Here is a 24,508-nt window from a genome sequence, read left to right as displayed (position 1 = left end):
CGTCGCTCAGACGGCCGCCACGCGGCGCTTGCGGGCCGGCTTGCCGGAATGCTGCGCCGGCGCGGGCGGGGCATCGGGGATGGCGCCCGGCATCGCCACGGCGCGCAGCACGGTCTGCTGCATCACATCGCGCCAGTGCGATACCGCGGCCGGGCTCATCATGGGTTCGCCAAGGAAGGCGCTGAGCGTATGATGGTTCGAGTTGTAGAAGTAGCCGAGCGAGGCGATGACCATGTAGACGTCGCGCGCGCCGGCGTCGGGCCGGAACAGGCCCACCGCCTTGCCGCGCGACAGGATGCCGTCGAGCACGGACAGCGCGTAGCTGGAAATATCGCGCAGCCGCACCGACTTGCGCGCGTGCTTGCCCTGGCTCATGTTCTCGCTGGTCAGGATCGCGACGAACTCCGGGTGCTCGAGGTAGTAGTGCCAGACGAAGTCGGTCAGTTGCGAGAGCGCGCGCACCGGATCGGCGGCGTCGAGTTCGCCTTCGAGTTTCTGCTCGGCTTCATTGAGCTGCAGGTAGATGGTCTCCAGGACTTCGACGAACAGCTTTTCCTTGCTGCCGAAGTAGTAGTAGATCATCCGGTCGTAGGTCTTCGCGAGCGTCGAAATCCGTTCGATGCGTCCGCCGTCGTAGCCGCGCTGCGCGAAGACCTTGATGGCCGCCTTCAGGATCCGGTCGCGGCTGTCCTGGGCCTGCCGGGCGCGCGTCCCGACTGCCGCGCGCTGGGTTGCGGTCTTGATGGTCATGTTGGATGGCTCGGCATGAGGTCTGTGTCTGGCAGGCAGTATAACGGCGGCATCGACGGTGTCGCCTGATGCAAGGCGGCAAAATTAAAGAGCTATGACTGCGACAATCCTCGACACCGTTCCCGAGGCTGAGGCCTCCACCCCGCGCGCGCAGCGACTGGCACTGCTGCAGGCAAGCGGCGTGCTGCTGGTGACGCGCGCCCCGCAGGCGGCGGCGAGGCCGGCGCCGGGCCAGCCGGGCGCGGCCTCGGACTATGTGCCGGCGCTGCCGGACATCTTCGTCGCCGTGCGCGATACCGGCGAGGTGCTGGCCTTCAACGGCCACGTCGACCTGGGCACCGGCATCCGCACGGCGCTGGCGCAGATCGTCGCGGAAGAACTAGACGTGCCGCTGGCGCGAGTGCGCATGGTGCTGGGGCATACGGAGGCCACGCCCAACCAGGGGCCGACCATTGCGAGCGCGTCGATCCAGATCTCCGCCATGCCGCTGCGGCGTGCGGCGGCGCAGGCCCGTGCGTGGCTGCAGGCCCGCGCGGCACAGAGGCTGGGCGTGGCGCCAGAAACGCTGGAGGTCGACGACGGCGTGTTCCGCGCGAAAGGCGCGCCCGACGGCATCGGCTACGGCGCGCTGGTGGCAGACGGGCATGCCGAGTTGCCGCTGGCCGACGACGTGCAGACCAAGCCGGTCGAGGCATACCGCATCGTCGGCCGTGGCGCGGGCCGTGTGGATATCCCCGACAAGGCGCGCGGCGTGCTGACGTTCGTGCATGACGTGCGCGTGCCCGGCATGCTTCATGGACGCGTTGTGCGACCGCCGTACTCCGGCCGGGATGCAGGCGATTTCGTCGGAACCAGCTTGCTGGAAGTCGATCGCGATTCCGTGCGTGATGTGCCGGGGCTGGTCGATATCATCGTGCAGGGCGATTTCGTCGGCGTGGTGGCCGAGCGGGAGGAGTACGCGGTGCTGGCTGCGCGCCGCCTGCGCGTGCGCTGGAAGCCGGTGCCGCCGCTGCCGGCACTCGATGATCCGGAACCTGCGTTGCGCGCGAATCCGGCCAGGCGCCGCGACCTGCTCGACGATGGCGAGATGCCGGCACCGGGAACCGGTACCACGCTCGAGCGCCATTTTGTCTGGCCCTATCAAATGCACGGCTCGATCGGTCCGTCATGCGCCGTCGCGGACTGGCGCGAAGATGGGCTCACCGTATGGTCCGGCACGCAGAACCCTCATGTGTTGCGCATCGACCTGGCGCGGTTGTCGGGGCTTGGCGAGGACGGCATCGAGATCGTGCGCATGGAGGCCGCCGGTTGCTACGGCCGCAACTGCGCCGATGATGTCTGCGCCGACGCCGTGCTGCTGTCGCGCGCGGTGGGCCGTCCGGTGCGCGTGCAACTCTCGCGCGAGCAGGAACACTTGTGGGAGCCCAAGGGCGCGGCGCAACTGATGGACGTCAGCGCGACGCTGGGCGCCGGCGGCGAGTTGCTCGGCTATGACTTTGTCAGCCGCTATCCGTCCAACGATGCGCCGACGCTGGCACTGCTGCTGACTGGGCAGGTATCCAATGCGCCGCGCATGCTTGAGATGGGCGACCGCACCGCCGTGCCGCCATACGCTTACGGGGGCCGTCGCATCGGTTGTGACGACACGCCTGCCATCGTGCGCGCGTCGTGGTTGCGCGGGGTTTCGGCATTGCCGAATACGTTCGCGCATGAGTGCATGATCGATGAACTGGCGGTGGAGGCTGACGCTGATCCGATCGACTTCCGGCTGCGGCATCTGCCCGATGATCGCGCGGCCGATCTGCTGCGCGCCGTGGCGCATGCGGCTGGCTGGCAGCGCGGCGCACAGGGCTCACGCGGCGTACCCGATGCGGACGGCAAGCTGCGCGGCCGTGGCGTGGCTTACGCGCGCTATATCCACAGCCGCTTTCCGGGCTTCGGCGCGGCATGGTCCGCATGGGTTCTCGATATTTCTGTCGACGTCGCCACGGGCCAGATTCGTGTAGAAAAGGTCGTCGTGGGCCAGGACACCGGCATGATGGTCAACCCGGACGGCGTGCGCCACCAGATCCACGGCAACGTGGTGCAGACGCTGAGCCGCGTGCTGAAGGAGCAAGTGCGCTTTGATGGCACGGGCGTAGCCAGCCGCGAGTGGGGCGGTTATCCGCTGCTGACGTTCCCGGAGATTCCGCCGATCGAAGTGGTGCTGATGCCGAGGCAGTCGGAGCCGCCGTTGGGCGCGGGTGAGTCCGCGTCGCTGCCGGGGGCGCCTGCGATGGCCAATGCGTTGTTCGATGCGATGGACGTTCGGTTGCGGCGGCCGCCGTTTGTGCCGGAGACGGTGCTGGCGGCGTTGGGCAACCGGCAGGGTTAGCAGACCGATTGTCTGCTCCCTCTCCCGCAAGCGGGAGAGGGGAGCAAACCGGCGGCAGTACAAATGCCTCCCCTCAACCCGCCCCGTTCCCCTCGTCGATTTCGCTCATCTTGCGCAGCAGGTAAGTCACCGCCACGCGCTCGGCCGGATTCAGGTTGCCAAACGTCTGTTCGGAAATCTGCTTCGCAAACGGCACCGTCTCGTCGATCAATGCCAGCCCGCCATCCGTCACCGTCACCACCACCTTGCGCCGGTCATTGGGATCGTGCGATACCGCGACCAACTGGCGCGACTTCAATCGTTCGATGATGCCGCGCACCGTGGCCTGGTCGATCGCCGTGGCCCGCACCACTTCATTGAGCGAGCACGGTTGCCGGTCCCGGACCGCGCAAAGCACGACAAACTGCGCGGCCGTGAGCTGCGAATCGGGAATGGTCTGCTGGAAGATGGCCACGTGGCGCTGGTATGCGCGGCGCAGCAAGTGGCCCACCTGTTCGGTGAAGTCGTAGCCGGGGTCGATGTTGCCGGCGGGCTGGTCGGAAGAGGAGGGCACGTCGATCGTGGTGCGATGGAAGGTGTGCCCCGAGTATACCGACGAAGGCAGCGCAGGTGCGCCGGTGCCGGACCTTAATCGACGGTAATGGCCGCGCTCTTCGCCACCTTGCCGAAACGCTCGTATTCCTGCAGCGTCAGCGTCTGCAAGTCCGACGCGCTGGAACCCTTCGGGTTGAAGCCGGCCTGCGTCAGCTTCTCGCGCACGTCCGCGCGCCCCAGCGCTTCGACGAAGGCCGCATTGAGTGCCTGCACCACGGGCGCGGGCAGGTTGGCCGGGCCATAGACGCCGAACCATGGTTCCACGGCATAGCCCGTCAGGCCGGCCTCGGCCAGCGTGGGCACGTCAGGCAGCGACGGCGAACGGCTCTTGCCAGCCACGGCCAGCGCGCGCAGCTTGCCCGACTGGATGTGCGGCAGCGAGGCCGGCAGGTTGTCGAACATCACGCCGATATGGCCGCCGAGCATGTCGTTGATGGCCGGGCTGCTGCCTTTATAGGGCACGTGCGTCAGTCCCGTATGCGTGATCTGCGAGAACATCGCGCCGGCCAGGTGCATCGACGTGCCGGTGCCCGCGGTCGCGTATGTCAGGCCGGGGTGCGCCTTGGCATAGGCGATCAGTTCCGGCACGGTCTTGACGGGCAGCGACGGGCCGACTTCCAGCACGATGGTCGAGGTGCCGAGCAGGCTGATGGCGGTGAAGTCCTTGCGCGGGTCGAACGGCACCTGCTTGTAGATATGCGGATTCAGCGCATTGGTCGAGATCGCGCCGAAGCCGATGGTGTAGCCATCGGGCGCGGCCTTGGCCACGGCGTCCATGCCGATGTTGCCGCCCGCGCCGGGACGGTTCTCGATGACCACGGGCTGGCCCAGCTTCTCCGCGACGCGCTGGCCGACCGTGCGCGCGACGAGATCCGTCGTGCCGCCGGCAGCGTACGGGACGACAAAGCGGATCGGCTTGGCCGGGAAGGCATCGGCCGCGGCGGCGGCCAGCGGCAGTGTGCCGAGCGTGGTGGCACCGAACGTCAGGGCGATCAGCGTGGCACGGCGGCGAAGTGCAAGGCGTTGCGGCATGGTGCGGGAATCTCCTCTATGGGTTGTGTTGTTCTGTGGCACCGGCACGGCCGGGAGGTCCGTGCGGAAGCGCCCATTGTAGGCAAATGCGGACTAGCAGAGGCATACCGGGCGGTAGGCCGATGCCCATGCTTCTTTTCGAATACAATCGTCCGGTTGTCTTTGCCGACCCAGCCGGCCAGGTTGCGGCGGCCGCCTCTCCGCGTGAATTCCCCCGTGCCAGTTTCATCAAAATCTCTTGCCATGCCCGCTGCGCTGCCGTCGCCGCAGCGTTCGGGGCTGGCCATCGCGGCTGTCGGCGCCGTGCTGTTTTCCGCCAAGGCCATCGTGGCCAAACTGATGTACCGCTACAGCGTGGATGCCGTCATGGTCATCACGCTGCGCATGCTGTTCGCCGTGCCGTTGTTCATGGCGATCGGCTGGTGGCAGTCGCGGCGCCTGCCGGCGCTGTCGTGGGCCGACCGTGGCCGCGTGGTGTTCCTCGGCTTCATCGGCTACTACCTGTCGAGCTTCATGGATTTCCTGGGGCTGCAATACATCACGGCAGGACTGGAACGGCTGATCCTGTTCCTGACGCCGTCGTTCGTGCTGCTGGCCACGGCGCTGATATTCCGCCGCCAGATCGCCGCGCGGCAATGGGTGTCGCTGCTGCTGGCCTATCTCGGCATCGTGCTGGTGTTCGCCCATGACCTGGATGTCAGCGGCCCCACGGTTTGGCTGGGCGGGGCGCTGGTGCTGGGCAGTGCCTTGACGTATGGTATCTACCTGATCCTGAGCGGCGAGCTGGTGCGGCGCATCGGCTCGCTGCGGCTGGTGGCCTACGCGATGTGCGTGTCCACGGCCTGCTGCGTGCTGCAATACCTGGCGCTGGGCCGGCCCGTGGCCGAACTCGCGCAGCCGGCGCCGGTGATGTGGCTGTCACTCGTCAACGCGGTGTTCTGCACGGTGCTGCCCGTATCGATGACGATGGTGGCGGTGGCCCGCATCGGCGCGCCGATGGCCTCGCAGGCCGGCATGATCGGCCCGGTATCGACGCTGTTCCTGGCCTTCTGGCTGCTCGACGAACCCGTCAGCGGCGTGCAACTGGCGGGCAGCGCACTGGTGCTGGGCGGAATGTACCTGTTGTCGGCGCGCAAGGCAGGACCGCGCGGCGACGCCAAACCTGACTGAACAAACGACACAAGCAACAAGCGACAAGGAGAACGAGCGATGGATCTGGGACTGCGTGGCAAGCATGCACTGGTGTGCGGCGCGAGCAAGGGCCTGGGCTTTGCCTGCGCCGACGCGCTGGCGGCCGAGGGCGTCGATGTGGTGATCGTGGCGCGCGGCGCCGATGCGCTGGAGAAAGCCGCGGCCGACCTGCGCGCGCGCCACGGCCGTCGCGTGGTCGCGGTGGCCACCGACATCACGAAGCCGGAAGGCCGCAAGGCCGCGCTCGATGCCGTGGCCAAGCTGGGCGATCTCGACATCCTGGTCAACAACGCGGGCGGCCCGCCGCCGGGCAATTTCCGCGACTGGGACCGCGACGCGTGGCTGGCCGCGCTCGACGCCAACATGCTGACCCCGATCGAACTGATCAAGTCCACGGTCGACGGCATGATCGCGCGCAAGTGGGGCCGCATCATCAACATCACGAGCGGTGCCGTGAAGGCGCCGATCGACATACTGGGCCTGTCCAACGGCGCGCGCTCGGGCCTGACCGGTTTTATCGCCGGCCTGGCGCGCGAAGTCGCGCAGCACGGCGTGACGGTCAATAACTTGCTGCCGGGACCGTTCAACACCGATCGCCTGGCCAAGACCATGGAAGGCGCGGCGCAGAAGGCCAACCTGAGCATCGAGGAAATCGCGCAGCGGCGCGCCGCGCAGAACCCGTCGCGCCGCTTCGGCGACCCGGCCGAGTTCGGCGCCACCTGCGCGTTCCTGTGCAGCCGCCAGGCCGCGTACATCACGGCACAGAACATCCTGCTCGACGGCGGCGCCTACCCCGGCACGTTCTGAACCCGGCGCGGCCCCGGCACTGGCCGCACTACTTACCCGCAGTCGCTTACCGCAACAAGGACCCTTGATGACCTGCCCACGTATCGCCCTGATTGCACACGACCACAAGAAAGACGACATCGTTGCCTTTGCCACGCGGCACCGCGAATTCCTTTCGCAGTGCGAACTGCTCGCGACCGGCACCACCGGTGGCCGCCTGATCGATGAAGTCGGGCTGGACGTGACGCGGATGCTGTCCGGGCCGTGGGGCGGTGACCTGCAGATCGGCGCGCAACTGGCGGAAGGGCGCGTGCGCGCCGTGATCTTCCTGCGCGACCCGATGACGCCGCAGCCGCACGAACCCGATATCAACGCCCTGGTACGCGCCTGCGATGTGCATAACGTGCCGTGCGCGACCAACGTCGCCACGGCGGACCTGGTGATCGCCGAGCTGTGCCGCGTCGAGGCAAAGGCCTGATCGCCAATCCCATCCAGCCTGACCTGACAGGAGATATGCAGATGACCAAAGCCATCCGGATCGAACAGACCGGCGGACCGGAAGTGATGCAGTGGGTCGACGTGGAAGTCGGCGATCCCGGCCCCGGTGAAGTCCGTATCCGCCATGAAGCGGTCGGGCTCAACTATATCGACGTCTACTTCCGCACCGGCCTCTACAAGCAGCCGCTGCCCGCCGGCCTGGGCATGGAAGGCGCGGGCGTGGTGGAGGCGGTGGGCGCGGGCGTGACCCACCTGAGCGCAGGCGATCGCGTGGCCTACGCGGGCCGTCCGACCGGTGCCTATGCGCAAGTGCGCGTGATGCCTGCCGATATCGTGGTGCGCCTGCCCGAGTCGATTTCCTTCGAGCAGGGCGCGGCGATGATGCTGCAGGGCCTGACCGTGCAGTACCTGATCCGCGACAGCTATCGGGTGCAGGCTGGCGACACCGTGCTGCTGCATGCCGCCGCCGGCGGCGTCGGGCTGATCGCGTGCCAGTGGCTGAAGGCGCTCGGCGTCACCGTGATCGGCACGGTGGGCAGCGACGAGAAGGCGGAGCTGGCGCGCGCGCATGGCTGCACGCATACCGTCGTCTATACGCGCGAATCGTTCGTGGACAAGGTGAAGGAAGTCACCGGCGGCAAGGGCGTGCCGGCGGTCTATGACTCCATCGGCGCGGACACCTTCCGTGGTTCGCTCGACTGCCTGGCGCCGCGCGGCACGATGGTGAGCTTCGGCAACGCGTCCGGCCCCGTGCCGCCGTTCGATATTTCGGTGCTCGGCAGCAAGGGCTCGCTGCGGCTGACGCGGCCCACGTTGATGACCTATGTGGTGCATCGCGAACTGCTCGAGCCGATGGTGGCGGACCTGTTCGACGTCGTCACCAGCGGCAAGGTCAAGATCGATATCCGCCAGCGTCATGCACTGGCCGATGTGGCGCAGGCGCACCGCGACCTGGAATCGCGCAAGACAACCGGATCGACCATCCTGCTGCCGTACTGAGGCGGTCGCAGTCCGCGATGAAGAAAGCCCTGGACGGCAGGTTGCCGTCCAGGGCTTTTCTTTTCTCGCTGCGCTCAGCGCGTCCGTACCGTGGTGGCGGCCGCGCGTGCCTCGGCCTGCCGCAGGATGTGCGGCGGCAGCCGCTTGAGCATCAGATGCACCGCCAGCGGAATCAGCACCACGTCATCGACGATCCCCAGTCCGGCGATGAAATCAGGAATCAGATCGATCGGCGAGATCGCATAGAGAAACAACCCGAAGGCCGCGGGCTTGAGCCAGGGCGGCGCATCCGGATGCCGCAGCGCATACCAGAACAGCCGGCCGTCGCGGCGCACCAGCGTCCACAGGGCCGAAAAACGCTTCCACATGAGAGGCCTCCTTCACATTGCGCACGCCAGCAAATGACGCGTGCACAGATAGCTTGGGCCGATCGAGGCGGCTTCAAGTTCCGAAGGAGATTGGGCCGAGCAAAGAGAAGAGGGGTGCGCCCCCGCAACGCCGGGGGCGGGCCCGCATGCGGTCATGGCATGCGGGCAGGGGCTGACGCCAAAGATCAGCCCGGGATCTTGCCTTCCACGCCTTCGACGTAGAACTTCACGTTGTGCAGGAAGTTGTCGTCGGCGGTCTGGTCCTTGGCGACCTGTTCCTTGCCGGTGTTGTCCTTGATCGGACCCTTCCAGATCGGTGCGGAACCGTCGACGATGCCCTTCTTGCGCTCGGCGACGAGCCCCTTCACGTCCTCGGGCACGGTCGGGTTGAAGTCCTTCAGGTCGATCATGCCTTCCTTCAGGCCCCACCACGTGGTGTCGCTCTTCCAGCGGTTGTTCAGCACGTCGTCCACCACCTTGTTGTAGTAGACGCCCCACTGGATTTCCGACGCGGCCAGGTGCGCCTTCTCGCCGAACTTGCTCATGTTGCTGTCCCAGCCGAACGCATACACGCCCTTCTCCTGCGCGGTCTGCACCACGGCGGCGGAGTCGGTGTTCTGCATCAGCATGTCCACGCCCTGGCCGATCAGCGTCGTGGCGGCTTCACGTTCCTTGCCCGGATCGAACCACTTGTTCACCCAGACCACCTTGACGGTCGCGTTCGGGTTGACGCTGCGCGCGCCCAGCGTGAACGAGTCGATATTGCGGATCACCTCGGGGATGGGCACGGAACCGACCACGCCCATCTTGCCCGACTTGCTCATCTTGCCGGCGACCACGCCTGCGAGGTAGGCGCCCTCGTAGGTGCGCACGTCATACTGGCCCAGGTTCTCGGCGGTCTTGAAGCCGGTGGCGTGCTCGAACTTCACGTCCGGGAATTCCTTGGCGACCTTGAGCATCGACTCCATGTAGCCGAAGGTGGTGCCGAAGATCAGCTTGTTGCCCTGGCTGGCCAGGTCGCGGAACACGCGCTCGGCGTCGGCGGCGGATTCGGGCACGTTCTCGACGAAGGTGGTCTTGACCTTGTCGCCGAACTTCTCTTCCACGGCCTTGCGGCCGGCGTCGTGCGCGTACGTCCAGCCCGCGTCGCCCACCGGGCCGATGTAGACAAAGGCGACCTTGAGCGGCTCGGCCTTCTGTTCAGCGGCGGGCGCGGAGGCCGGCGCGGCGGTCTCGGCCGGCTTTTCGGCTTCTTTCTTGCCGCAGCCGGCTAGCGCCAGCAGGGCGGTGGCAGCCAGTGCCGCCAGGGTTTTCCTGCGCGTGACCATCATGATTTCTCCTTGTGATGAATTGTGTTGGCTTTCGAAGGCTCGTTGAATCAGGACTTGCGCTGCGGCATCAGGCGCTGCCCGGACGGAATGGCTTGCCGAGCGAGGCGGGCATGTTCAGGCGGATCCAGGCCGGGTTGCGCGAGATCAGCGCCAGCACGACGATGGTGGCCGCGTACGGCAGCATCGACAGGAACTGCGACGGCACCGACACGCCGATGCCCTGCAGGTAGAACTGCAGGATCGTCACGCCGCCAAACAGCCACGCACCGACCAGCACGCGGCCCGGTCGCCAGGTGGCGAACGTGGTCAGCGCCAGCGCGATCCAGCCGCGGCCGGCCACCAGGTTCTCGACCCACATCGGCGTGTACACCAGCGACAGGTAAGCACCGGCCAGGCCGCAGCAGGCGCCGCCGAACAGCAGCGCGCCGAAGCGGATGGTGCGTACCGGATAGCCGAGCGCGTGCGCCGATTCCGGCGATTCGCCGATCGCGCGCAGCGTGAGCCCCGCGCGTGTGCGGAACAGGAACCACATGATCGCGAAGCACAGCAGCAGGCTGAAATACACCATCCAGTGTTGCTGGAAGAACGCGGGGCCGATGAATGGAATATCGGCCAGCCCGGGGATCGACCTGGCCTGCGCCGGCATGGCGTGGCCGACGAAGCGCTGGCCCATGAAGGCCGACAGGCCGGTGCCGAAGATCGACAGCGCAAGACCCGTGGCGACCTGGTTGGTGGCCAGCACCAGCGCCAGCCACGAGAACAGCGCGGCCATCAGCATGCCGGCGACGGCGCCGGCAAGAAAGCCGAGCAGCGGCTGCTGTGTCTGGTAGCCGACCATGAAGCCGGCCACGGCGGCGACCAGCATCATGCCTTCGGCGCCGAGGTTGAGCACGCCGGAGCGTTCGTTGATGAGCAGGCCCAGCGCGGCCAGCAGCAGTGGCGTGCCGGCGTTGATCGCGGTGGCGATGAGGGGAGCGAGTTGTTCCATGTTCTTGTTTGCTCCGCTCAGGCTGCCGTGGCGCGCCAGCGCAGGCGGTTTTCGATAAGGGTGTCGCAGGCCAGCAGGAAGAACAGCAGCATGCCCTGGAACACCCAGCCGATCGCCGACGGCAGGCCCAGACGCGACTGCGCCATCTCGCCGCCGATATAGAACAGCGACATCATGATGCCGCCGAACACCGTGCCGACCGGATGCAGGCGGCCAACGAACGCGACGATGATGGCCGTGAAGCCGTAGCCCGGCGAGATCGACGGCAGCAACTGGCCGATCGGGCCCGTGACTTCAAACGCCCCGGCCAGTCCCGCGGTGGCGCCCGAGATCAGCAGCGCGTTCCACAGCGCGCTGCGCGACGAGAAGCCGGCATAGCGCGCCGCAGCTGGCGCGGTGCCGCCCACCTGCAGGCGGTAGCCCGCGAAGCTGCGGAACACGAACACCGTCATCACCGCGACCAGCACCAGCATCACGGCGAAGCCCGCATGCAGGCGCGAGCCGGACATCAGGTTAGGCAGCAGGTATTCGGACGAGAACACCCTGGACTGCGGGAAGTTCATGCCGTTGGGGTCCTTCAACGGCCCGTTGACCACCCACAACATCAACTGCTGCGCGATGTACGTGAGCATCAGCGAGACCAGGATCTCGTTGGCGTTGAAGCGATCCTTGAGCAGCGCCGTGATCGATGCCCACGCCATGCCGCCGATCACGCCGGCGAGCGACGCCAGGATCAGCACCACGGTACCGTTCAGCGTCTGGCCCGGCACGTCGAAGAACAGCACCGTGGCGCCGGCGAAGATGCCGCCGGCAATGAGCTGGCCATCCGCGCCGATGTTCCACACGTTGGCGCGATAGCAGACCGAAAGGCCCAGCGCGCACAGCACCAGCGGCACGGTCTTGAGCAGGACTTCGCCAATCGCGCGCTTGTCGCGCAGCGGGTCGGCCAGGAACACCTTGAGCGCGGCCATCGGGTCCTTGCCGAGCGCCACGAACAGCAGCGCGCCGAACAGCAGCGTGAGCGCGAGCGCGATCACCGGCGAGGCATAGGCCATGTTCCGCGACGGCAGTCCGCGCGGCGCCAGCGTGATGGGGGAGCGGGGCAGCAGCGAGCGCATTTCAGCCATGGCTGGCCACCTCCGCTGCCTGGGTGTCGCGCGCTTGCGCGGGGCCGCCTTCCCACAAGCCGCTCATCCACAGTCCGACCTGTTCGCGCGTCGCGGTCTCGGTCGGGATGGATGGCGACAGTTGTCCCTTGGCGATGACATGCAGCCGGTCGCAGATGGCGAACAACTCATCAAGTTCTTCCGACACCACGAGGATGGCGCAGCCCGTGGCCTTGAGCGCCAGGATCTCGTTGTGGATCTGCGCGGCGGCGCCGACATCCACGCCCCAGGTCGGCTGCGCGACGATCAGCACCTTGGGGCCGCTTTCGATCTCGCGGCCGACGATGAACTTCTGCAGGTTGCCGCCGGACAGGCTGCGGGCCAGTGCGTCGGGCCCGCTCGCTTTCACGCGGAAGCGGTTGATGATCGAGGTGGCCAGGCCGGTCGCCGCCTTTGGCGAAATCATGCCGCTGCGCACATACGGGGGCGTCTGGTGCGACAGCAGCGTATTCGTGGCCAGGCTCATGCCTGGCACCGCGCCGCGCCCGAGGCGCTCTTCCGGCACGAAGGCCAGCCCTGCGCGCCGCCGCTGGCGCGCATCGAGCCGGCCGGCTGGCTTGCCTGCCAGCTGCACGGACGCGGCATCCGCGCGCGTGTCTTCACCGGACAGCGCGGCCAGCAGTTCCTGCTGTCCGTTGCCCGATACGCCGGCAATGCCGACGATCTCGCCGGCATGCACATCGAGCGAGATCCGTTGCAGCTCGGTGGCGAACGCATGCGCGCGCGGCAGCGACAGTTGCTGCAGGCTCAGGCGCACATCGCCGCGCTGCGCGGCCACGCGCGCTTCGCGCGGCGGCTCGCCGCCGATCATCAGGCGCGACAGCGACGCCGCGCTTTCCTGGCGCGGATCGCACACGCCCGTGACCTTGCCCATGCGCATCACGGTGGCGTGGTGGCAGAGCGCGCGGATTTCGTCGAGCTTGTGGCTGATGTAGAGGATGCTGGTGCCCTCGGCCGCGAGCTGGCGCAGCGTGACGAACAGCGTTTCCACGGCCTGCGGCGTCAGCACCGAAGTCGGCTCGTCCAGGATCAGCAGCTGCGGGTTGGCCAGCAGCGCGCGCACGATCTCGACGCGCTGCCGTTCGCCGACCGACAGCGTATGGACATGGCGGTTCGGTTCCAGCGGCAGCCCATAGCGCTCGGCGGTGGCGCGGATGCGCTCGGCCAACTGCTTCATGCTGCTGCCCGCGCCGTGCTGGCCGCCGGGCAGGCCCAGCGCGATGTTCTCGGTGACAGTCAGGGTGTCGAACAGCGAGAAGTGCTGGAACACCATGGCAATGCCCAGGTTGCGGGCATCGTGCGGACTGTTGATCGTGACCGGGGCCCCGTTGAAGCGGATCTCGCCGGCGTCCGGGCGGACCGCGCCGAAGATGATCTTCATCAGGGTGGATTTGCCGGCGCCGTTCTCGCCAAGGACGGCGTGGATGTCGCCGGGGGCGACGCTGAGACTGATGTCATCGTTCGCGATGACGCCGGGATAGCGCTTGCTGATATGGGCTAGCGCCAGCCTGGGTTGGAGTTGTGATGTCACTGAGGCGGCTCGGGTTGTTGTGGCAGCAACGTGGAAGGCAGTCAGTCAGCGGCAGTGCGTGGCGCAGGATCGCCGCGACGCAATGCAGCATTCATCATGATTTCGTGATGCATGATATTGGGTACGAATTATATAAGTGCGCGGCACCTGGGCGGCCGGTTTCGGGCGTTTGTCCAAGCGCCGCAACGGTTGGCGGGTGGTTGCAAGGCGCGTGCCGGACGGGAAGGAAAAACCGCCGCGCTCCGGAGGAGGGCGGCGGTTTGGCGGGCAGATGACCTAGCCGAGGGGAGGAACCAACGCAGCGAGCGGGTTAAGCCCCCGAAGCCGCAGCGGTCGTCGCAAAACGCCCATCGCGGAAATCCGCCAGCGTCTGGTAGATCTGCTCCTGCGTGTTCATCACGAACGGGCCGTACTGGGCGATCGGCTCGCCCAGCGGCTGGCCGGCGATCAGCAGGAAGTGCGCATGGGACTCTGCGTTGACGATGACGCCGTCGGCGTTGGCCGCATTGTCCAGCACGCCCATGCGCTGCGATTCGAGCACCGCCTTGTCGCTGCCTTCACCGATCGACACCTCGCCGCGGTACACATAGACGAAGGCGTTGTGCCCTGCCGGCAGCGCCTGCCGGAACTGCTGGCCGGCGGGCAGGTGCACGTCAAGGTAGAGCGGCTGCGTCACCGGCCGCGTCACCGCCCCGGCCACGCCGTGCGAGGCGCCTGCCAGCACGCGCACCGTGCCGCCGTTGTCCAGCGCCACCGTCGGAATGGCGTCGGCGGGCATGTCGCGATACCACGGCGCCGTCATCTTGTCGGCCGCCGGCAGGTTCAGCCAGAGCTGGAAGCCTTCCATGCGGCCGTCTTCCTGCTCGGGCATTTCCGAGTGCACCACGCCGGCGCCGGCCACCATCCACTGGGCGCCGCCGTTCTGCAGCAGGCCTTCGTTGCCGGCGCTGTCGCGGTGGCGCATGCGGCCGGCCAGCATATAGGTGATGGTCTCGAAGCCGCGGTGCGGGTGATCGGGGAAGCCGCCGATGTAGTCATCCTTGCTGTCGGTGCCGAAGGCGTCGAGCATCAGGAACGGGTCCAGCCGGCGCTGCAGGTTCTGCGTCAGCACGCGCGTCAGCTTGACGCCGGCACCGTCCGAGGTGGCAATGCCGCGCACGACGCGATCGACGGCGCGCGAGCGCTGCACGGATTCCTGTGCGGTGGCCGGAACGGTGGTGATAGGGGTGCGGGTTTCCATGATTCTTTCTCCAGTTGGCGGGCCGGCGGGCGGGGCGTTGCTGTTGCCGTCATTCGGGCCGCGTCGTGTTCAGCTACACCAACAATGTAGAGGTTTGACCGCGAAAGAGTAGAGGGCGCATAGGCAACAGATTGTTCTATCCAGATGCGCAATCTGGGCGTATTCGACCCGTTGGCATTAACGATCGTATCCGCGTTTTCGCGAAATGCCTGAGGTCCTCGGGCAGCATTGCGAAATGCTTGAAAAGCCGCTGTAAAAGGCTGCAAGACAGGCGGAAATGACAAAATCGATGAAGATGGGTATAATAGCGCTCTCTTTGTCATCCGTTGCCGTGGATTGACTCGCCTGGCGCCCCCGCCAGGCCTTGTCTGGCAACGGCCAATGCATTCGGCGGCGCGTCGACTTCTTCACTTTTTGCGCTGCCTTGGCCACCTGGCTTCTGGTCCTGCTTCTGGTCCATAACCGTGCGCCGCTTCAGGGACCCGCTCGCCCAAGGGCTGCGGCATCCCGTCAATCGGACTTCGCGCCCATGGTGCGGAAGCCCAAAAGCCCGTCCGCTGGCAATCGTGCCGGTCATGGCGGCAATGCAATCTGAACCGGGACGGCGGCGCCCCAATGTCACGACCGCCTTGCCCATTTTGTTTTCCGCGTGCGGAAAGTGGTGCTTTATACGCTTTCGATTCGCGGTTAGGGGAACTATGTCAAAGCAATCCATGCGGGTATTCGCCTGGGGATGCCTGACCGTGCTGGCGCTGGGCGGAGTCGTTGCCTGGATCGGCCCGGAGATCATCCGCCAGCATCAGGATCGCCTGCTTTACGACTTGGCCGACCACCTGCGGCTGGTCGCGTTTTCGATGGCGCTCGCGCTGGCCACCGGCATTCCGGCCGGCATCGTGCTGAGCCGCCCGTGCATGCGCCGATGGGCGGACCGGCTGATGCAGGTCTTCAACGTCGGCAACACGGTGCCGTCGCTCGCGGTGCTGGCGCTGGCGCTGGCTGTGTTGGGCATCGGCGAGCGGCCCGCCATCCTGGCGCTGTGGCTCGCGTCGCTGCTACCCATCGTGCGCAACACCTACGAAGGCCTGCGCACGGTTTCGCCGACGCTGCTCGAAGCCGCGCGCGGCATCGGCATGACGCCGTGCCAGCGGCTGCTGCGCGTGGAGCTGCCGAACGCGCTGCCGGTGATGCTGGCGGGCATCCGCATCAGCCTGGTGATCAACGTGGGCACCGTGCCGCTGTCGTTCCTGATCGGCGCCAACAGCCTTGGCGAACTGATCTTCCCGGGCATCTACCTGAACAACCAGCCGCTGCTGCTGCTGGGCGCCGCCGCCACTGCGCTGCTGGCGCTGGCGCTGGACGCGCTCTTTGCCGGCGCCGGCAACCTGTACCTGCGCCGCCGGGGCCTGGCGCGATGAGCGGCGGCCGAGAGGAGAAACCCATGGAACCGAAACGAGACCGCGAACGCCGCGCCTTCTGGGCCTTCATGCTGGCGGGCACCGTGCTCGCCGCCGTGCTGCTGAGTTCCGCGCCAGCCCGGGCGCAGGCATCCGTAGCCGAAGCCGCGCCGGTGCGCGTGGGCGGCAAGAATTTCACCGAGCAGTTGATCCTGTCGTCGATGACGTCGCAGTACCTGCGTGCCAAGGGCATCGGCACCGAACTGACCGCGGGCCTGGGCAGCACGCTGATGCGCCAGGCCCTGGAGAGCGGCCAGCTCGACGTGGTGTGGGACTACACCGGCACCGCGCTGATCGTCTTCAACAAGGTCGAGGAAAAGCTCGACGCGAAGGCAAGCTATGCGCGCGTGAAGGCGCTCGATGCCGCGCGCGGCCTGGTCTGGCTGGAGCCGTCGGGCATCAACAACACCTACGCGCTGGCCATGCCGAAGGAGCGCGCGCAGTCGAGCGGCGTCACCACGCTGTCGGCCTATGCCGAAAAGATGCGCAAGGGCGGCGAGGACGCGCGGCATCCGTTCGCGGTCGACATGGAATTCGCCGCGCGCCCGGACGGGCTCGAGCCGCTCAAGGCACAGTACAAGCTGCCGTTCACGCGCCGCGACGTGATCCAGCTCGACCCGGGCCTGGTCTATACGGCGCTCAAGAACAACCAGGTCGACCTCGGCCTGGTGTACACGACCGACGGCCGCGTGAAGGGCTTCGAACTCGTGCTGCTCGAAGACGATCTGCATTTCTTCCCGGACTACAGCGCAGTGCCCGTGGTGCGCCAGGCCGCGCTCGACAAGCACCCCGAACTCGCCACGCTGCTCAACGCACTGGCGGCGAAGCTCGACAACGCGTCGATGACCGACATGAACTACCAGGTGGACATCGGCCAGCAGCCGGTGGACAAGGTGGCGGCAGAGTTCCTGCGCAGCCATGGCCTGATCTGAGGAGGCGCGCATGGACTTGCTGACCTACCTTCACCATAGCTGGCCGACGCTGCTTAAGCTCACCGCCGAACACCTGGCGCTGGTGGGCACGGCCGTGGGCATGGCGATCCTGATTGGCGTGCCGCTGGGCATCGCCATCACGCGTTTCCGCTGGCTGGCCACGCCACTGCTGACGCTGGCGACGATCGTGCTGACGCTGCCGTCGATCGCGCTGTTCGGCCTGATGATCCCGATCTTCGCGCGCTTCGGGCACGCGCTCGGCTACGTGCCCGCCGTGACCGCGGTGTTCCTGTACTCGCTGCTGCCGATCATGCGCAACACCTATACCGCGCTGGCCAATATCGACCCGGGCATCCAGGAAGCCGGACGCGGCATCGGCATGACGACGTGGCAGCGCATGCGCCGCGTCGACCTGCCGCTGGCCGTGCCGGTGATCCTGGGCGGCGTGCGCACGGCCGTGGTGATGAATATCGGCGTAGCCACCATTGCCGCCATCATCGGCGCGGGTGGCCTTGGGGTGCTGATCCTGCAGGCGATCAGCCAGAGCAATATGAGCAAGCTGGCCGTGGGCGCGGTCCTGGTCAGCGTGCTCGCCATCGTGGCGGATGCCTTCCTGCAATGGCTGCAGAAGGTGCTGACGCCAAAAGGAATCCGACTATGATCGAACTCGACCGACTGACCAAGGCCTTCCCGCAAAAAGACGGCACCGAAGTGCGGGCAGTGGATGCTGTCTCGCTGACGGTGCCGCGCGGGGAAATCTGCGTGTTCCTGGGGCCGTCTGGCTGCGGCAAGACCACCACGCTGAAGATGATCAACCGGCTGATCGAGCCGACCTCCGGCACCGTGCGCATCGATGGCGAGGACACCGTCGGCATCGACGGCGTGGCGCTGCGCCGCAAGATCGGCTACGTGATCCAGCAGATCGGCCTGTTCCCGAACATGACGATCGAAGAGAACATCATGGTCGTGCCGCGCATGCTCGGCTGGGACAAGCGCCGCTGCCACGAGCGCGCGCGCGAGCTGATGTCGATGGTGCAGCTCGATCCGAACCGCATGCTGTCGCGCTATCCGCGCGAACTGTCGGGCGGGCAGCAGCAGCGCATCGGCGTGATCCGCGCGCTCGCGGCCGACGCGCCGGTGCTGCTGATGGACGAGCCCTTCGGCGCGGTCGATCCGATCAACCGCGAAAGCATCCAGAACGAATTCCTGCAGATGCAGCGCCAGCTCGGCAAGACCGTGATCATGGTCTCGCACGATATCGACGAGGCCATCAAGCTGGCCAGCAAGGTGGCGGTGTTCCGGCGCGGCAAGCTGGTGCAGTTCGATCATCCCGACGCGCTGCTGGCGCACCCGGCGGATGAGTTCGTGCAGGCCTTTGTCGGCCACGACAACACGCTCAAGCGCCTGCTGCTCGTGAGCGCTGGCGATGCGGCGACGATGCCGCCGACCTGTCGTCCGGACATGGCGCTGTCCGAAGCGTTCGGCGTGATGGACGACGCCGACGTGCGCCACCTGCCGGTGGTCGACGATGCGCAGCGCGCGCTGGGCTACGTCACGCGCCGCGATGCGCGCGCGGGCAAGGGCCGCTGCAGCGACGCGATGCGTGCGTTCCCCGCCACGGCCACGTCCGACGAGCACCTGCGCATCCTGCTGTCGCGCATGTACCAGCACAACACGAGCTGGCTGCCGGTGGTCGATGCCGACGGCGCCTACCTTGGCGAAGTGACGCAGGATTCAATCGCGGGCTACCTCAGCTCGGGCCGTTCGCGCGGCAGCGCGCCGGTCATCCAGTTGCCGGCGGAACCGCTGCGCGCCGCGGCGTGAGGACAGCCGCGGTTAGCGCTATGCTGGCGCCATGGTCCGTTACTGCCGCTCCCCGCTATGCCTGATGATCGAAACCCGCTGGCTGGTGCCGCGCGGGTTTGACGGCTTTACGCCGGGGCCGCTGATCCTGCTGCGTCCCGGCGCCAGCCACGCGCTGATCGAGCATGAGAAGGTGCATGTGCGCCAGTTCTGGCGCAGCTGGGGTTTGATGGGCGTGCTCTATCTGCTCAGCCGGCGCTGGCGGCTGCGCTACGAAGTCGAGGCCTATCGCGAGCAGTTGCGGCACAGCCCGCCGGGCGCAGCGCGTGCGCTGGCTCGCGTGCTGGCCACCAAGTATCGGCTCAAGATCACGGAAGACGACGCGTACCGGCTGCTGACGGCGATCGAATGAAGCTCAGGCTGCCACCGTAGCGGAGGCAGCCTGCCGCCGGAAGCTGAGCGTAAAGCGCGTCTTGCCACCCGCGGACTGCACGGCGATGGTGCCTCCGTGCGCGGCCATGATCGCGCGCGTGATCGACAACCCCAATCCCACACTGTCCGAATCCGGACGAACACGTGATTTGTCGCCGCGCGAAAAGCGATCGAAGATCACGGGCAGCAAGTCCGGGCGGATCTCCTGGCCGTCGTTCTCCACGGCAATCGTGACGCCATCGGCATCGTCGTCGATTTCCACCGCGATGCCGCCGCCCGGCGGCGTATAGCGCAGTGCGTTCGACAGCAGGTTGCTGAGCGCGCGGCGCAGCATCAGCCGGTCGCCGACGAAGCGCCCCTCTCCGCGCGTCGACAGGCGTACGCGCTTGTCTTCGGCCAGTGCGTCATAGAACTCGAACAAGGCATGGACTTCGACCGCCGCGTCGATCGGCTCGGCGCAGGGCAGGGTGAGGCCGTGTTCCATCTGGGCCAGGTACAGCATGTCCGACACCATGCGCGTCAGGCGCTGGAGTTCCTCGGCATTCGACGCCAGCACGTCGCGGTACTTCTCGGCCGCTCGCGGTTGCGAGAGCACGACGTGCGTCTGCGTCATCAGGTTGGTCAGCGGCGTGCGAAGTTCATGCGCAAGGTCGGACGAGAATTCGGAGAGCCGTCCGAAGTCGCGCTGCAAGCGCTCCAGCATGGCGTTCAGCGTCGCCGCAAGGTCCGCCATTTCCACGGGCACCGCTTCCACGGGCATGCGCGCGTCGAGCTTGTGCGCGGTCACGGCGCGTGCGCGCGTGGCCATGGTGCGCAGCGGCGCCAGACCGCGCCGGGCGGCCCACCAGCCGAGCAGGCCGCTGGCCAGCGCGGCCAGCGCGATGTAGAAGACCAGCGAACGACGGAACGCGCGCATGAAGTGCGCGTGGATTTCGGTGTCCATGCCGACCACGATGGTCAGCGGCGCCGGCCATCCGCCCGCGGCCGGCACGGTGGTGCGCAGGCCGCGGTAGTGCTTGCCATCCTGTTCCCAGACAAAGCTGTCGCGCCCGGCCGGCAGGACCGAGGCGGTCCCAAGGGCGGTCTGGAAATCGAAGCCATGGCTCGTGTACAAGGTCTGGCCATCGGCCGCAGTGACGTGGGCGATGAACCCGGGATGGTGTTCCAGCGCCACGGCCAGCCGTTCGGGCACCGATGCGGAGGTATTCTCGGCGGCGATCCGCTCGATCAGCCGGACGTTGTCGCCCAGGCTCGCAAAATCCTCTTCCGCGAAATGCCGGTCCATGGCGGTCGCGATCAGGATGCCGAGCCCCAGCAGCACGCCGGCCGAAGACAGGCAGAACAGCGCGGTCAGGCGCGTCGTCAGCGATAAGCGCCGCATCACGCCATGTCCTCGGGGTCTTCGAGCACGTAGCCCATGCCGCGCACGGTCTGGATCAGCTTGGTGTCGAAATCGTCGTCGATCTTGGCGCGCAGGCGGCGGATGGCCACGTCGATGACATTGCTGTCGCTGTCGAAGTTCATGTCCCACACCTGCGACGCGATCAGCGAGCGCGGCAGCACCTCGCCGCGCCGGCGCACCAGCAGTTCGAGCAGCGAGAACTCCTTGCTGGTCAGCACGATGCGGCGCCCGCCGCGCGATGCGCGCCGGCGCGCCAGGTCCAGCACCAGGTCGCCGACCTGCACGCGGTCCACGCTGACCTGCGCGCTGCCACGCCGCAGCAGCGTGCGCACGCGTGCCAGCAGCTCGGCAAAGGCGAACGGCTTGACCAGGTAGTCGTCCGCACCGAGCTCCAGCCCCTTGACGCGGTCGGCCACGCTGTCGCGCGCGGTCAGGAACAGCACCGGCACATGGTTGTCGGCCGCGCGCAGTGTCTGCAAGATGCGCCAGCCATCCACGTCGGGCAGCATCACGTCGAGGATGATGAGGTCGTAGGCTTCGCTCATGGCCAGGTGGTGGCCGTCCAGCCCGTTGGCGGCCAGGTCCACCACGAAGCCCGCCTCGGTCAGGCCTTGCCGGAGGTATTCACCGGTTTTGGCCTCGTCTTCCACTACCAGCAGTTTCATCAGCGCTTTCCTTGTTGCCGCCGCGCACCGCACGCCGCTGGCGAACGGCGACTGTAGCCGAGGGCAATGAACACCAAGATGACGCCAAGATTACCGGATTGTAATTTCGGGGTCATGTGCACGTTCCCTGGCCTTGCGTATGCTTTGCCTGCCGCTGACAAGTGCGGCTATCGACTCTCCAAGGACTGATTTTCGATGCGACGCGATCCCTCCACTGGCCTGCTGCTGCCCAACCTGTCCCGCCGACGCTTTGTGCAGGGGCTCGCGGCCGGCGGCGTGGTGGCGGGTCTGCCCGTCTGGCAGGGGACGGCATCGGCGCAGCCGGCCGCGACGGCATTCGGCACGGCGCCGGTGTTGCGCGGCACCGAGTTCGATCTCGTCGTCGGCGAATCGGTGGTCAACTTTACCGGCAAGCCCGCCGTGGCCACCACCATCAACGGCATGCTCCCCGGCCCGACGCTGCGCTGGCGCGAGGGCGATACGGTCACCATCCGCGTGACCAACCGCCTGCGCGAAGCGACTTCGATCCACTGGCACGGCATCATCCTGCCGTACCAGATGGATGGCGTACCCGGCATCAGCTTCGACGGCATCGCCCCGGGCGAAACCTTCACCTACCGCTTCAAGGTCGCGCAAAGCGGCAGCTACTGGTACCACTCGCATTCGGGCTTCCAGGAAATGATCGGGCTGTATGGCGGCATCATCATCGATCCGGCCGGCGAAGACCCGGTGCGCGCCGACCGCGATTACACGGTGCTGCTGTCGGACTGGACCGACGAGGATCCGATGCGCGTGCTGTCGAAGCTGAAGGTCCAGAGCGACTACTACAACTACAACCAGCCAACGGTGGTCGATTTTTTTCGCGACGTGTCGAACGATGGCCTCAAGGCCGCACTCGACAAGCGCCGCATGTGGAACCAGATGCGCATGAGCCCGACCGACCTCGCGGATCTGTCCGGCGCCACGCTGACCTACCTGACCAATGGCCTGACGCCAGCCGGTAACTGGACGGCGCAGTTCCGGCCTGGGGAGAAGGTGAGGCTGCGGTTGATCAACGGCGCGGGCAATACTTTCTTCGACGTGCGCATCCCCGGGCTGAAGCTGAAGGTAGTGCAGGTCGACGGCATCAACATCGAACCTGTGACGGTCGACGAATTCCGCTTCGGGCCCGGGGAAACCTGCGACGTCGTGGTCGAGCCGCGCGACGATGCCTACACGCTTTTCGCCCAGTCGATGGACCGCACCGGCTATGCCAGGGGCACGCTCAGCGTGCGCGACGGCCTGCAGGCACCTGTGCCTGCGCCGGACAAGGCCGAGTGGCTGGCCATGGGCGACATGATGGGCGACATGGGCGGCGTGCAGCATGGCATGGACCACGGCAGCATGTCCATGGACCACAGCCAGCACGCGATGCACGGCGCCGCTGCCGGCAATCCGCTCAAGGTCCCCGGCAAGACCGTGCGGCACGCGCGCACCGAGTACGGTGCAGGCACCGACATGCGCGTCGACACGCCGCGCACGAATCTCGACGACCCCGGCATCGGCCTGCGCAATAACGGACGGCGCGTGCTGACGCTGGCCGATATGCACACGCTGGGCGGCCCGCCGGACCCGCGCGGGCCTGGGCGCGAGATCGAACTCCACCTGACCGGCAACATGGAGCGCTACACATGGTCGTTCGACGGCGTCGAGTTCGGCAAATCGACACCGGTGCATTTCCGCCATGGCGAGCGGCTGCGCGTCATCCTCCACAACGACACCATGATGACCCACCCGATGCACATGCACGGCATGTGGAGCGACCTGGAGGCGCCGGACGGCACGTTCCAGGCGCGCCGACATACGATCCCGGTGCAGCCGGCGCAGCGCATCAGCTTCCTGGTCACGGCGGACGCGCTTGGCCGCTGGGCATGGCATTGCCACCTGATGCTGCATATGGATGCGGGCATGTTCCGCGAAGTGGTGGTGTCGTGATGGAACGCTTCGCAGGCAAGGCCGCCAAGCGCGCGCACGCCAGGAACATGCTTGCCGCGCTCCTCGCAGCCGCGGGCATCGCTTCGGCGTGGGCACAGGATCCGCATGCCGGACATGCGCAACATCCTGCCGCGCCCGCCGTGGAAGAGGATGGCATGGAAGGCATGCAGGGCATGGAAGAAGGCCCCGCGTCCGTGGCGCCGATGCCTCAGGCCGCGCCTGCGATGGACCATCGCGACATGAAGATGCAGGGCGGAAGCGCGCCGCCCGACGCGCGCGACCCGCATGCATACTCGGGCGGCTATCAGCTTGGCACGGGCCAGTACGCGCTGGGCAACACACGCCACCTTCACATGGCCGACGAGCACACCTTTGGCTCGGTACTCGTCGACAGGCTGGAATGGGCGCATGCCAATGGTGCCAACGCCGCAAACTGGGAAGCGCAGGCGTGGTTTGGCGGCACGTATGACCGGCTTGTCATCAAGACAGAAGGCGAAGCCGCGGGTGGCAAGGTGCACGATGCGCGCACCGAACTGCTGTGGGGCCACGCCATCGCGCCCTACTGGGACACGCAGCTTGGCTGGCGCAATGACGTGGGCAGCGGACGTCCGGGGCGCAACTGGATGGCGTTCGGCGTGCAGGGCCTGGCACCGTACTGGTTCGAAGTCGATGCCACGGCCTACGTCGGCGACAGCGGGCGCACCGCGCTGCGCCTGGCGGCCGAGTACGAACTGCTGATCACGCAACGCCTCATCCTGCAGCCGCGCATCGAAGCCAGCCTGTACGGCAGGAACGATCCGGAAACCGGCACCGGCAGCGGCCTGTCGAACGGTACAGTGGGGCTGCGCCTGCGCTATGAGATCAACCGCCAGTTCGCGCCCTATATCGGCGTCGAGCGGTACCAGGCCTTCGGCAATACGTCGGACATGGTCCGGACCGCCGGCGGCCGCAGCGGCGAGACCCGCTTCGTGGCTGGCGTGCGGGCCTGGTTCTGAGGC

General features: G+C 67.0%; 23 protein-coding genes. 12 read left to right on the top strand and 11 right to left on the bottom strand.

Annotation, left to right across the window (positions count from 1 at the left end; genetic code table 11):
• Positions 1–6 precede the first annotated feature (6 nt).
• The gene (locus AC3FKH_RS12440) at positions 7–750 is read right to left on the bottom strand and encodes a TetR/AcrR family transcriptional regulator (protein WP_488675897.1); all 744 of its coding nucleotides are present in this window, start codon (positions 748–750) and stop codon (positions 7–9) included.
• Positions 751–844: 94 nt separating this feature from the next.
• On the opposite strand from AC3FKH_RS12440, the gene AC3FKH_RS12435 reads away from it, so the two are divergent.
• The gene (locus AC3FKH_RS12435; RefSeq protein WP_488675895.1) at positions 845–3,124 is read left to right on the top strand and encodes a xanthine dehydrogenase family protein molybdopterin-binding subunit; all 2,280 of its coding nucleotides are present in this window, start codon (positions 845–847) and stop codon (positions 3,122–3,124) included.
• Positions 3,125–3,197: 73 nt separating this feature from the next.
• On the opposite strand, the gene AC3FKH_RS12430 is transcribed toward AC3FKH_RS12435, so the two are convergent.
• Together AC3FKH_RS12430 and AC3FKH_RS12425 are read right to left on the bottom strand one after the other, a co-directional pair.
• Positions 3,198–3,677, bottom strand: a complete 480-nt coding sequence (locus AC3FKH_RS12430; RefSeq protein ID WP_488675893.1) for a MarR family winged helix-turn-helix transcriptional regulator — start codon at positions 3,675–3,677, stop codon at positions 3,198–3,200.
• A 74-nt stretch (positions 3,678–3,751) separates the two neighbouring features.
• Entirely contained in the window at positions 3,752–4,750 is a 999-nt protein-coding gene (locus tag AC3FKH_RS12425) for a Bug family tripartite tricarboxylate transporter substrate binding protein (protein ID WP_488675891.1), read from the bottom strand.
• A gap of 243 nt (positions 4,751–4,993) precedes the next feature.
• Between AC3FKH_RS12425 and AC3FKH_RS12420 the strand changes: the two genes are divergently transcribed.
• From AC3FKH_RS12420 to AC3FKH_RS12405, 4 genes are all read left to right on the top strand, one after another.
• Positions 4,994–5,920, top strand: coding sequence for a DMT family transporter (locus tag AC3FKH_RS12420; RefSeq protein WP_488675889.1), 927 nt, complete (start codon positions 4,994–4,996; stop codon positions 5,918–5,920).
• 39 nt (positions 5,921–5,959) lie between these two features.
• Positions 5,960–6,748 carry an SDR family oxidoreductase gene (locus tag AC3FKH_RS12415; protein ID WP_483729931.1) on the top strand — a complete coding sequence of 263 codons (789 nt, stop codon included), beginning with the start codon at positions 5,960–5,962 and terminating at the stop codon, positions 6,746–6,748.
• Positions 6,749–6,815: 67 nt separating this feature from the next.
• Positions 6,816–7,205, top strand: coding sequence for a methylglyoxal synthase (locus AC3FKH_RS12410; RefSeq protein WP_488675887.1), 390 nt, complete (start codon positions 6,816–6,818; stop codon positions 7,203–7,205).
• A 41-nt stretch (positions 7,206–7,246) separates the two neighbouring features.
• A complete protein-coding gene (locus AC3FKH_RS12405; protein WP_488675885.1) occupies positions 7,247–8,224 on the top strand; it encodes a quinone oxidoreductase family protein in 978 nt (325 codons plus the stop codon).
• A 74-nt stretch (positions 8,225–8,298) separates the two neighbouring features.
• Here the strand turns inward: AC3FKH_RS12405 and AC3FKH_RS12400 are convergent, their stop codons facing one another.
• The 6 genes from AC3FKH_RS12400 to AC3FKH_RS12375 all read right to left on the bottom strand — a co-directional run bounded on the left by AC3FKH_RS12400 (position 8,299) and on the right by AC3FKH_RS12375 (position 14,848).
• The gene (locus AC3FKH_RS12400) at positions 8,299–8,592 is read right to left on the bottom strand and encodes a YkvA family protein (RefSeq protein WP_488675883.1); all 294 of its coding nucleotides are present in this window, start codon (positions 8,590–8,592) and stop codon (positions 8,299–8,301) included.
• Positions 8,593–8,777: 185 nt separating this feature from the next.
• On the bottom strand, positions 8,778–9,923 hold the full coding sequence (locus AC3FKH_RS12395) for a BMP family ABC transporter substrate-binding protein (RefSeq protein ID WP_488675882.1): 1,146 nt from the start codon (positions 9,921–9,923) through the stop codon (positions 8,778–8,780).
• A gap of 67 nt (positions 9,924–9,990) precedes the next feature.
• Positions 9,991–10,911 (bottom strand): ABC transporter permease, encoded by a 921-nt coding sequence (locus AC3FKH_RS12390; RefSeq protein WP_483710797.1) that lies wholly within the window; start codon positions 10,909–10,911, stop codon positions 9,991–9,993.
• A gap of 17 nt (positions 10,912–10,928) precedes the next feature.
• A complete protein-coding gene (locus AC3FKH_RS12385; protein WP_488675879.1) occupies positions 10,929–12,038 on the bottom strand; it encodes an ABC transporter permease in 1,110 nt (369 codons plus the stop codon).
• Positions 12,031–13,608, bottom strand: coding sequence for an ABC transporter ATP-binding protein (locus AC3FKH_RS12380; RefSeq protein WP_488675877.1), 1,578 nt, complete (start codon positions 13,606–13,608; stop codon positions 12,031–12,033). Before AC3FKH_RS12380 ends, AC3FKH_RS12385 begins: the two co-directional genes overlap by 8 nt.
• Positions 13,609–13,918: 310 nt before the next feature.
• On the bottom strand, positions 13,919–14,848 hold the full coding sequence (locus tag AC3FKH_RS12375; protein ID WP_488675875.1) for a pirin family protein: 930 nt from the start codon (positions 14,846–14,848) through the stop codon (positions 13,919–13,921).
• A 698-nt stretch (positions 14,849–15,546) separates the two neighbouring features.
• Between AC3FKH_RS12375 and AC3FKH_RS12370 the strand changes: the two genes are divergently transcribed.
• The 5 genes from AC3FKH_RS12370 to AC3FKH_RS12350 are packed head-to-tail and all read left to right on the top strand — an operon-like array spanning position 15,547 to position 19,449.
• Positions 15,547–16,263, top strand: coding sequence for an ABC transporter permease (locus AC3FKH_RS12370; RefSeq protein WP_488675874.1), 717 nt, complete (start codon positions 15,547–15,549; stop codon positions 16,261–16,263).
• Between the two features lie 23 nt (positions 16,264–16,286).
• Positions 16,287–17,234 carry a glycine betaine ABC transporter substrate-binding protein gene (locus AC3FKH_RS12365; protein WP_488675873.1) on the top strand — a complete coding sequence of 316 codons (948 nt, stop codon included), beginning with the start codon at positions 16,287–16,289 and terminating at the stop codon, positions 17,232–17,234.
• Between the two features lie 10 nt (positions 17,235–17,244).
• Positions 17,245–17,895 (top strand): ABC transporter permease, encoded by a 651-nt coding sequence (locus AC3FKH_RS12360; protein ID WP_488675871.1) that lies wholly within the window; start codon positions 17,245–17,247, stop codon positions 17,893–17,895.
• Complete coding sequence (locus AC3FKH_RS12355; RefSeq protein ID WP_488675869.1) at positions 17,892–19,058, top strand: osmoprotectant ABC transporter ATP-binding protein OsmV; 1,167 nt, start codon at positions 17,892–17,894, stop codon at positions 19,056–19,058. The genes AC3FKH_RS12360 and AC3FKH_RS12355 overlap by 4 nt, the downstream gene beginning before the upstream one ends.
• Before the next feature lie 31 nt (positions 19,059–19,089).
• Complete coding sequence (locus AC3FKH_RS12350; RefSeq protein ID WP_488675867.1) at positions 19,090–19,449, top strand: hypothetical protein; 360 nt, start codon at positions 19,090–19,092, stop codon at positions 19,447–19,449.
• Positions 19,450–19,452: 3 nt separating this feature from the next.
• Here the strand turns inward: AC3FKH_RS12350 and AC3FKH_RS12345 are convergent, their stop codons facing one another.
• Positions 19,453–20,850 (bottom strand): heavy metal sensor histidine kinase, encoded by a 1,398-nt coding sequence (locus AC3FKH_RS12345; RefSeq protein ID WP_488675865.1) that lies wholly within the window; start codon positions 20,848–20,850, stop codon positions 19,453–19,455.
• Positions 20,850–21,536 (bottom strand): heavy metal response regulator transcription factor, encoded by a 687-nt coding sequence (locus tag AC3FKH_RS12340; RefSeq protein WP_488675863.1) that lies wholly within the window; start codon positions 21,534–21,536, stop codon positions 20,850–20,852. Before AC3FKH_RS12340 ends, AC3FKH_RS12345 begins: the two co-directional genes overlap by 1 nt.
• Before the next feature lie 195 nt (positions 21,537–21,731).
• Between AC3FKH_RS12340 and AC3FKH_RS12335 the strand changes: the two genes are divergently transcribed.
• Both AC3FKH_RS12335 and AC3FKH_RS12330 read left to right on the top strand, forming a co-directional pair.
• Positions 21,732–23,510, top strand: coding sequence for a copper resistance system multicopper oxidase (locus AC3FKH_RS12335; protein WP_488675861.1), 1,779 nt, complete (start codon positions 21,732–21,734; stop codon positions 23,508–23,510).
• The gene (locus AC3FKH_RS12330; RefSeq protein WP_488675859.1) at positions 23,510–24,505 is read left to right on the top strand and encodes a copper resistance protein B; all 996 of its coding nucleotides are present in this window, start codon (positions 23,510–23,512) and stop codon (positions 24,503–24,505) included. The genes AC3FKH_RS12335 and AC3FKH_RS12330 overlap by 1 nt, the downstream gene beginning before the upstream one ends.
• The last annotated feature ends 3 nt before the right edge of the window (positions 24,506–24,508 follow it).

The sequence above is a fragment of the Cupriavidus sp. 21MJTG02-4 genome, from assembly GCF_057798975.1.
The sequence above is the reverse complement of the archived record's forward strand: the minus strand, read 5'-3'. Positions and strand labels throughout refer to the sequence as shown.

What these genes read in the sequence shown, in the direction of transcription:
- AC3FKH_RS12440 (WP_488675897.1), bottom strand. Translation starts at nt 750, where the DNA reads ATGACCATCAAGACCGCAACCCAGCGCGCGGCAGTCGGGACGCGCGCC.
- AC3FKH_RS12435 (WP_488675895.1), top strand. Translation starts at nt 845, where the DNA reads ATGACTGCGACAATCCTCGACACCGTTCCCGAGGCTGAGGCCTCCACC.
- AC3FKH_RS12425 (WP_488675891.1), bottom strand. Translation starts at nt 4,750, where the DNA reads ATGCCGCAACGCCTTGCACTTCGCCGCCGTGCCACGCTGATCGCCCTG.
- AC3FKH_RS12420 (WP_488675889.1), top strand. Translation starts at nt 4,994, where the DNA reads ATGCCCGCTGCGCTGCCGTCGCCGCAGCGTTCGGGGCTGGCCATCGCG.
- AC3FKH_RS12415 (WP_483729931.1), top strand. Translation starts at nt 5,960, where the DNA reads ATGGATCTGGGACTGCGTGGCAAGCATGCACTGGTGTGCGGCGCGAGC.
- AC3FKH_RS12410 (WP_488675887.1), top strand. Translation starts at nt 6,816, where the DNA reads ATGACCTGCCCACGTATCGCCCTGATTGCACACGACCACAAGAAAGAC.
- AC3FKH_RS12405 (WP_488675885.1), top strand. Translation starts at nt 7,247, where the DNA reads ATGACCAAAGCCATCCGGATCGAACAGACCGGCGGACCGGAAGTGATG.
- AC3FKH_RS12400 (WP_488675883.1), bottom strand. Translation starts at nt 8,592, where the DNA reads ATGTGGAAGCGTTTTTCGGCCCTGTGGACGCTGGTGCGCCGCGACGGC.
- AC3FKH_RS12395 (WP_488675882.1), bottom strand. Translation starts at nt 9,923, where the DNA reads ATGATGGTCACGCGCAGGAAAACCCTGGCGGCACTGGCTGCCACCGCC.
- AC3FKH_RS12390 (WP_483710797.1), bottom strand. Translation starts at nt 10,911, where the DNA reads ATGGAACAACTCGCTCCCCTCATCGCCACCGCGATCAACGCCGGCACG.
- AC3FKH_RS12385 (WP_488675879.1), bottom strand. Translation starts at nt 12,038, where the DNA reads ATGGCTGAAATGCGCTCGCTGCTGCCCCGCTCCCCCATCACGCTGGCG.
- AC3FKH_RS12375 (WP_488675875.1), bottom strand. Translation starts at nt 14,848, where the DNA reads ATGGAAACCCGCACCCCTATCACCACCGTTCCGGCCACCGCACAGGAA.
- AC3FKH_RS12370 (WP_488675874.1), top strand. Translation starts at nt 15,547, where the DNA reads ATGTCAAAGCAATCCATGCGGGTATTCGCCTGGGGATGCCTGACCGTG.
- AC3FKH_RS12365 (WP_488675873.1), top strand. Translation starts at nt 16,287, where the DNA reads ATGGAACCGAAACGAGACCGCGAACGCCGCGCCTTCTGGGCCTTCATG.
- AC3FKH_RS12360 (WP_488675871.1), top strand. Translation starts at nt 17,245, where the DNA reads ATGGACTTGCTGACCTACCTTCACCATAGCTGGCCGACGCTGCTTAAG.
- AC3FKH_RS12355 (WP_488675869.1), top strand. Translation starts at nt 17,892, where the DNA reads ATGATCGAACTCGACCGACTGACCAAGGCCTTCCCGCAAAAAGACGGC.
- AC3FKH_RS12350 (WP_488675867.1), top strand. Translation starts at nt 19,090, where the DNA reads ATGGTCCGTTACTGCCGCTCCCCGCTATGCCTGATGATCGAAACCCGC.
- AC3FKH_RS12345 (WP_488675865.1), bottom strand. Translation starts at nt 20,850, where the DNA reads ATGCGGCGCTTATCGCTGACGACGCGCCTGACCGCGCTGTTCTGCCTG.
- AC3FKH_RS12340 (WP_488675863.1), bottom strand. Translation starts at nt 21,536, where the DNA reads ATGAAACTGCTGGTAGTGGAAGACGAGGCCAAAACCGGTGAATACCTC.
- AC3FKH_RS12335 (WP_488675861.1), top strand. Translation starts at nt 21,732, where the DNA reads ATGCGACGCGATCCCTCCACTGGCCTGCTGCTGCCCAACCTGTCCCGC.
- AC3FKH_RS12330 (WP_488675859.1), top strand. Translation starts at nt 23,510, where the DNA reads ATGGAACGCTTCGCAGGCAAGGCCGCCAAGCGCGCGCACGCCAGGAAC.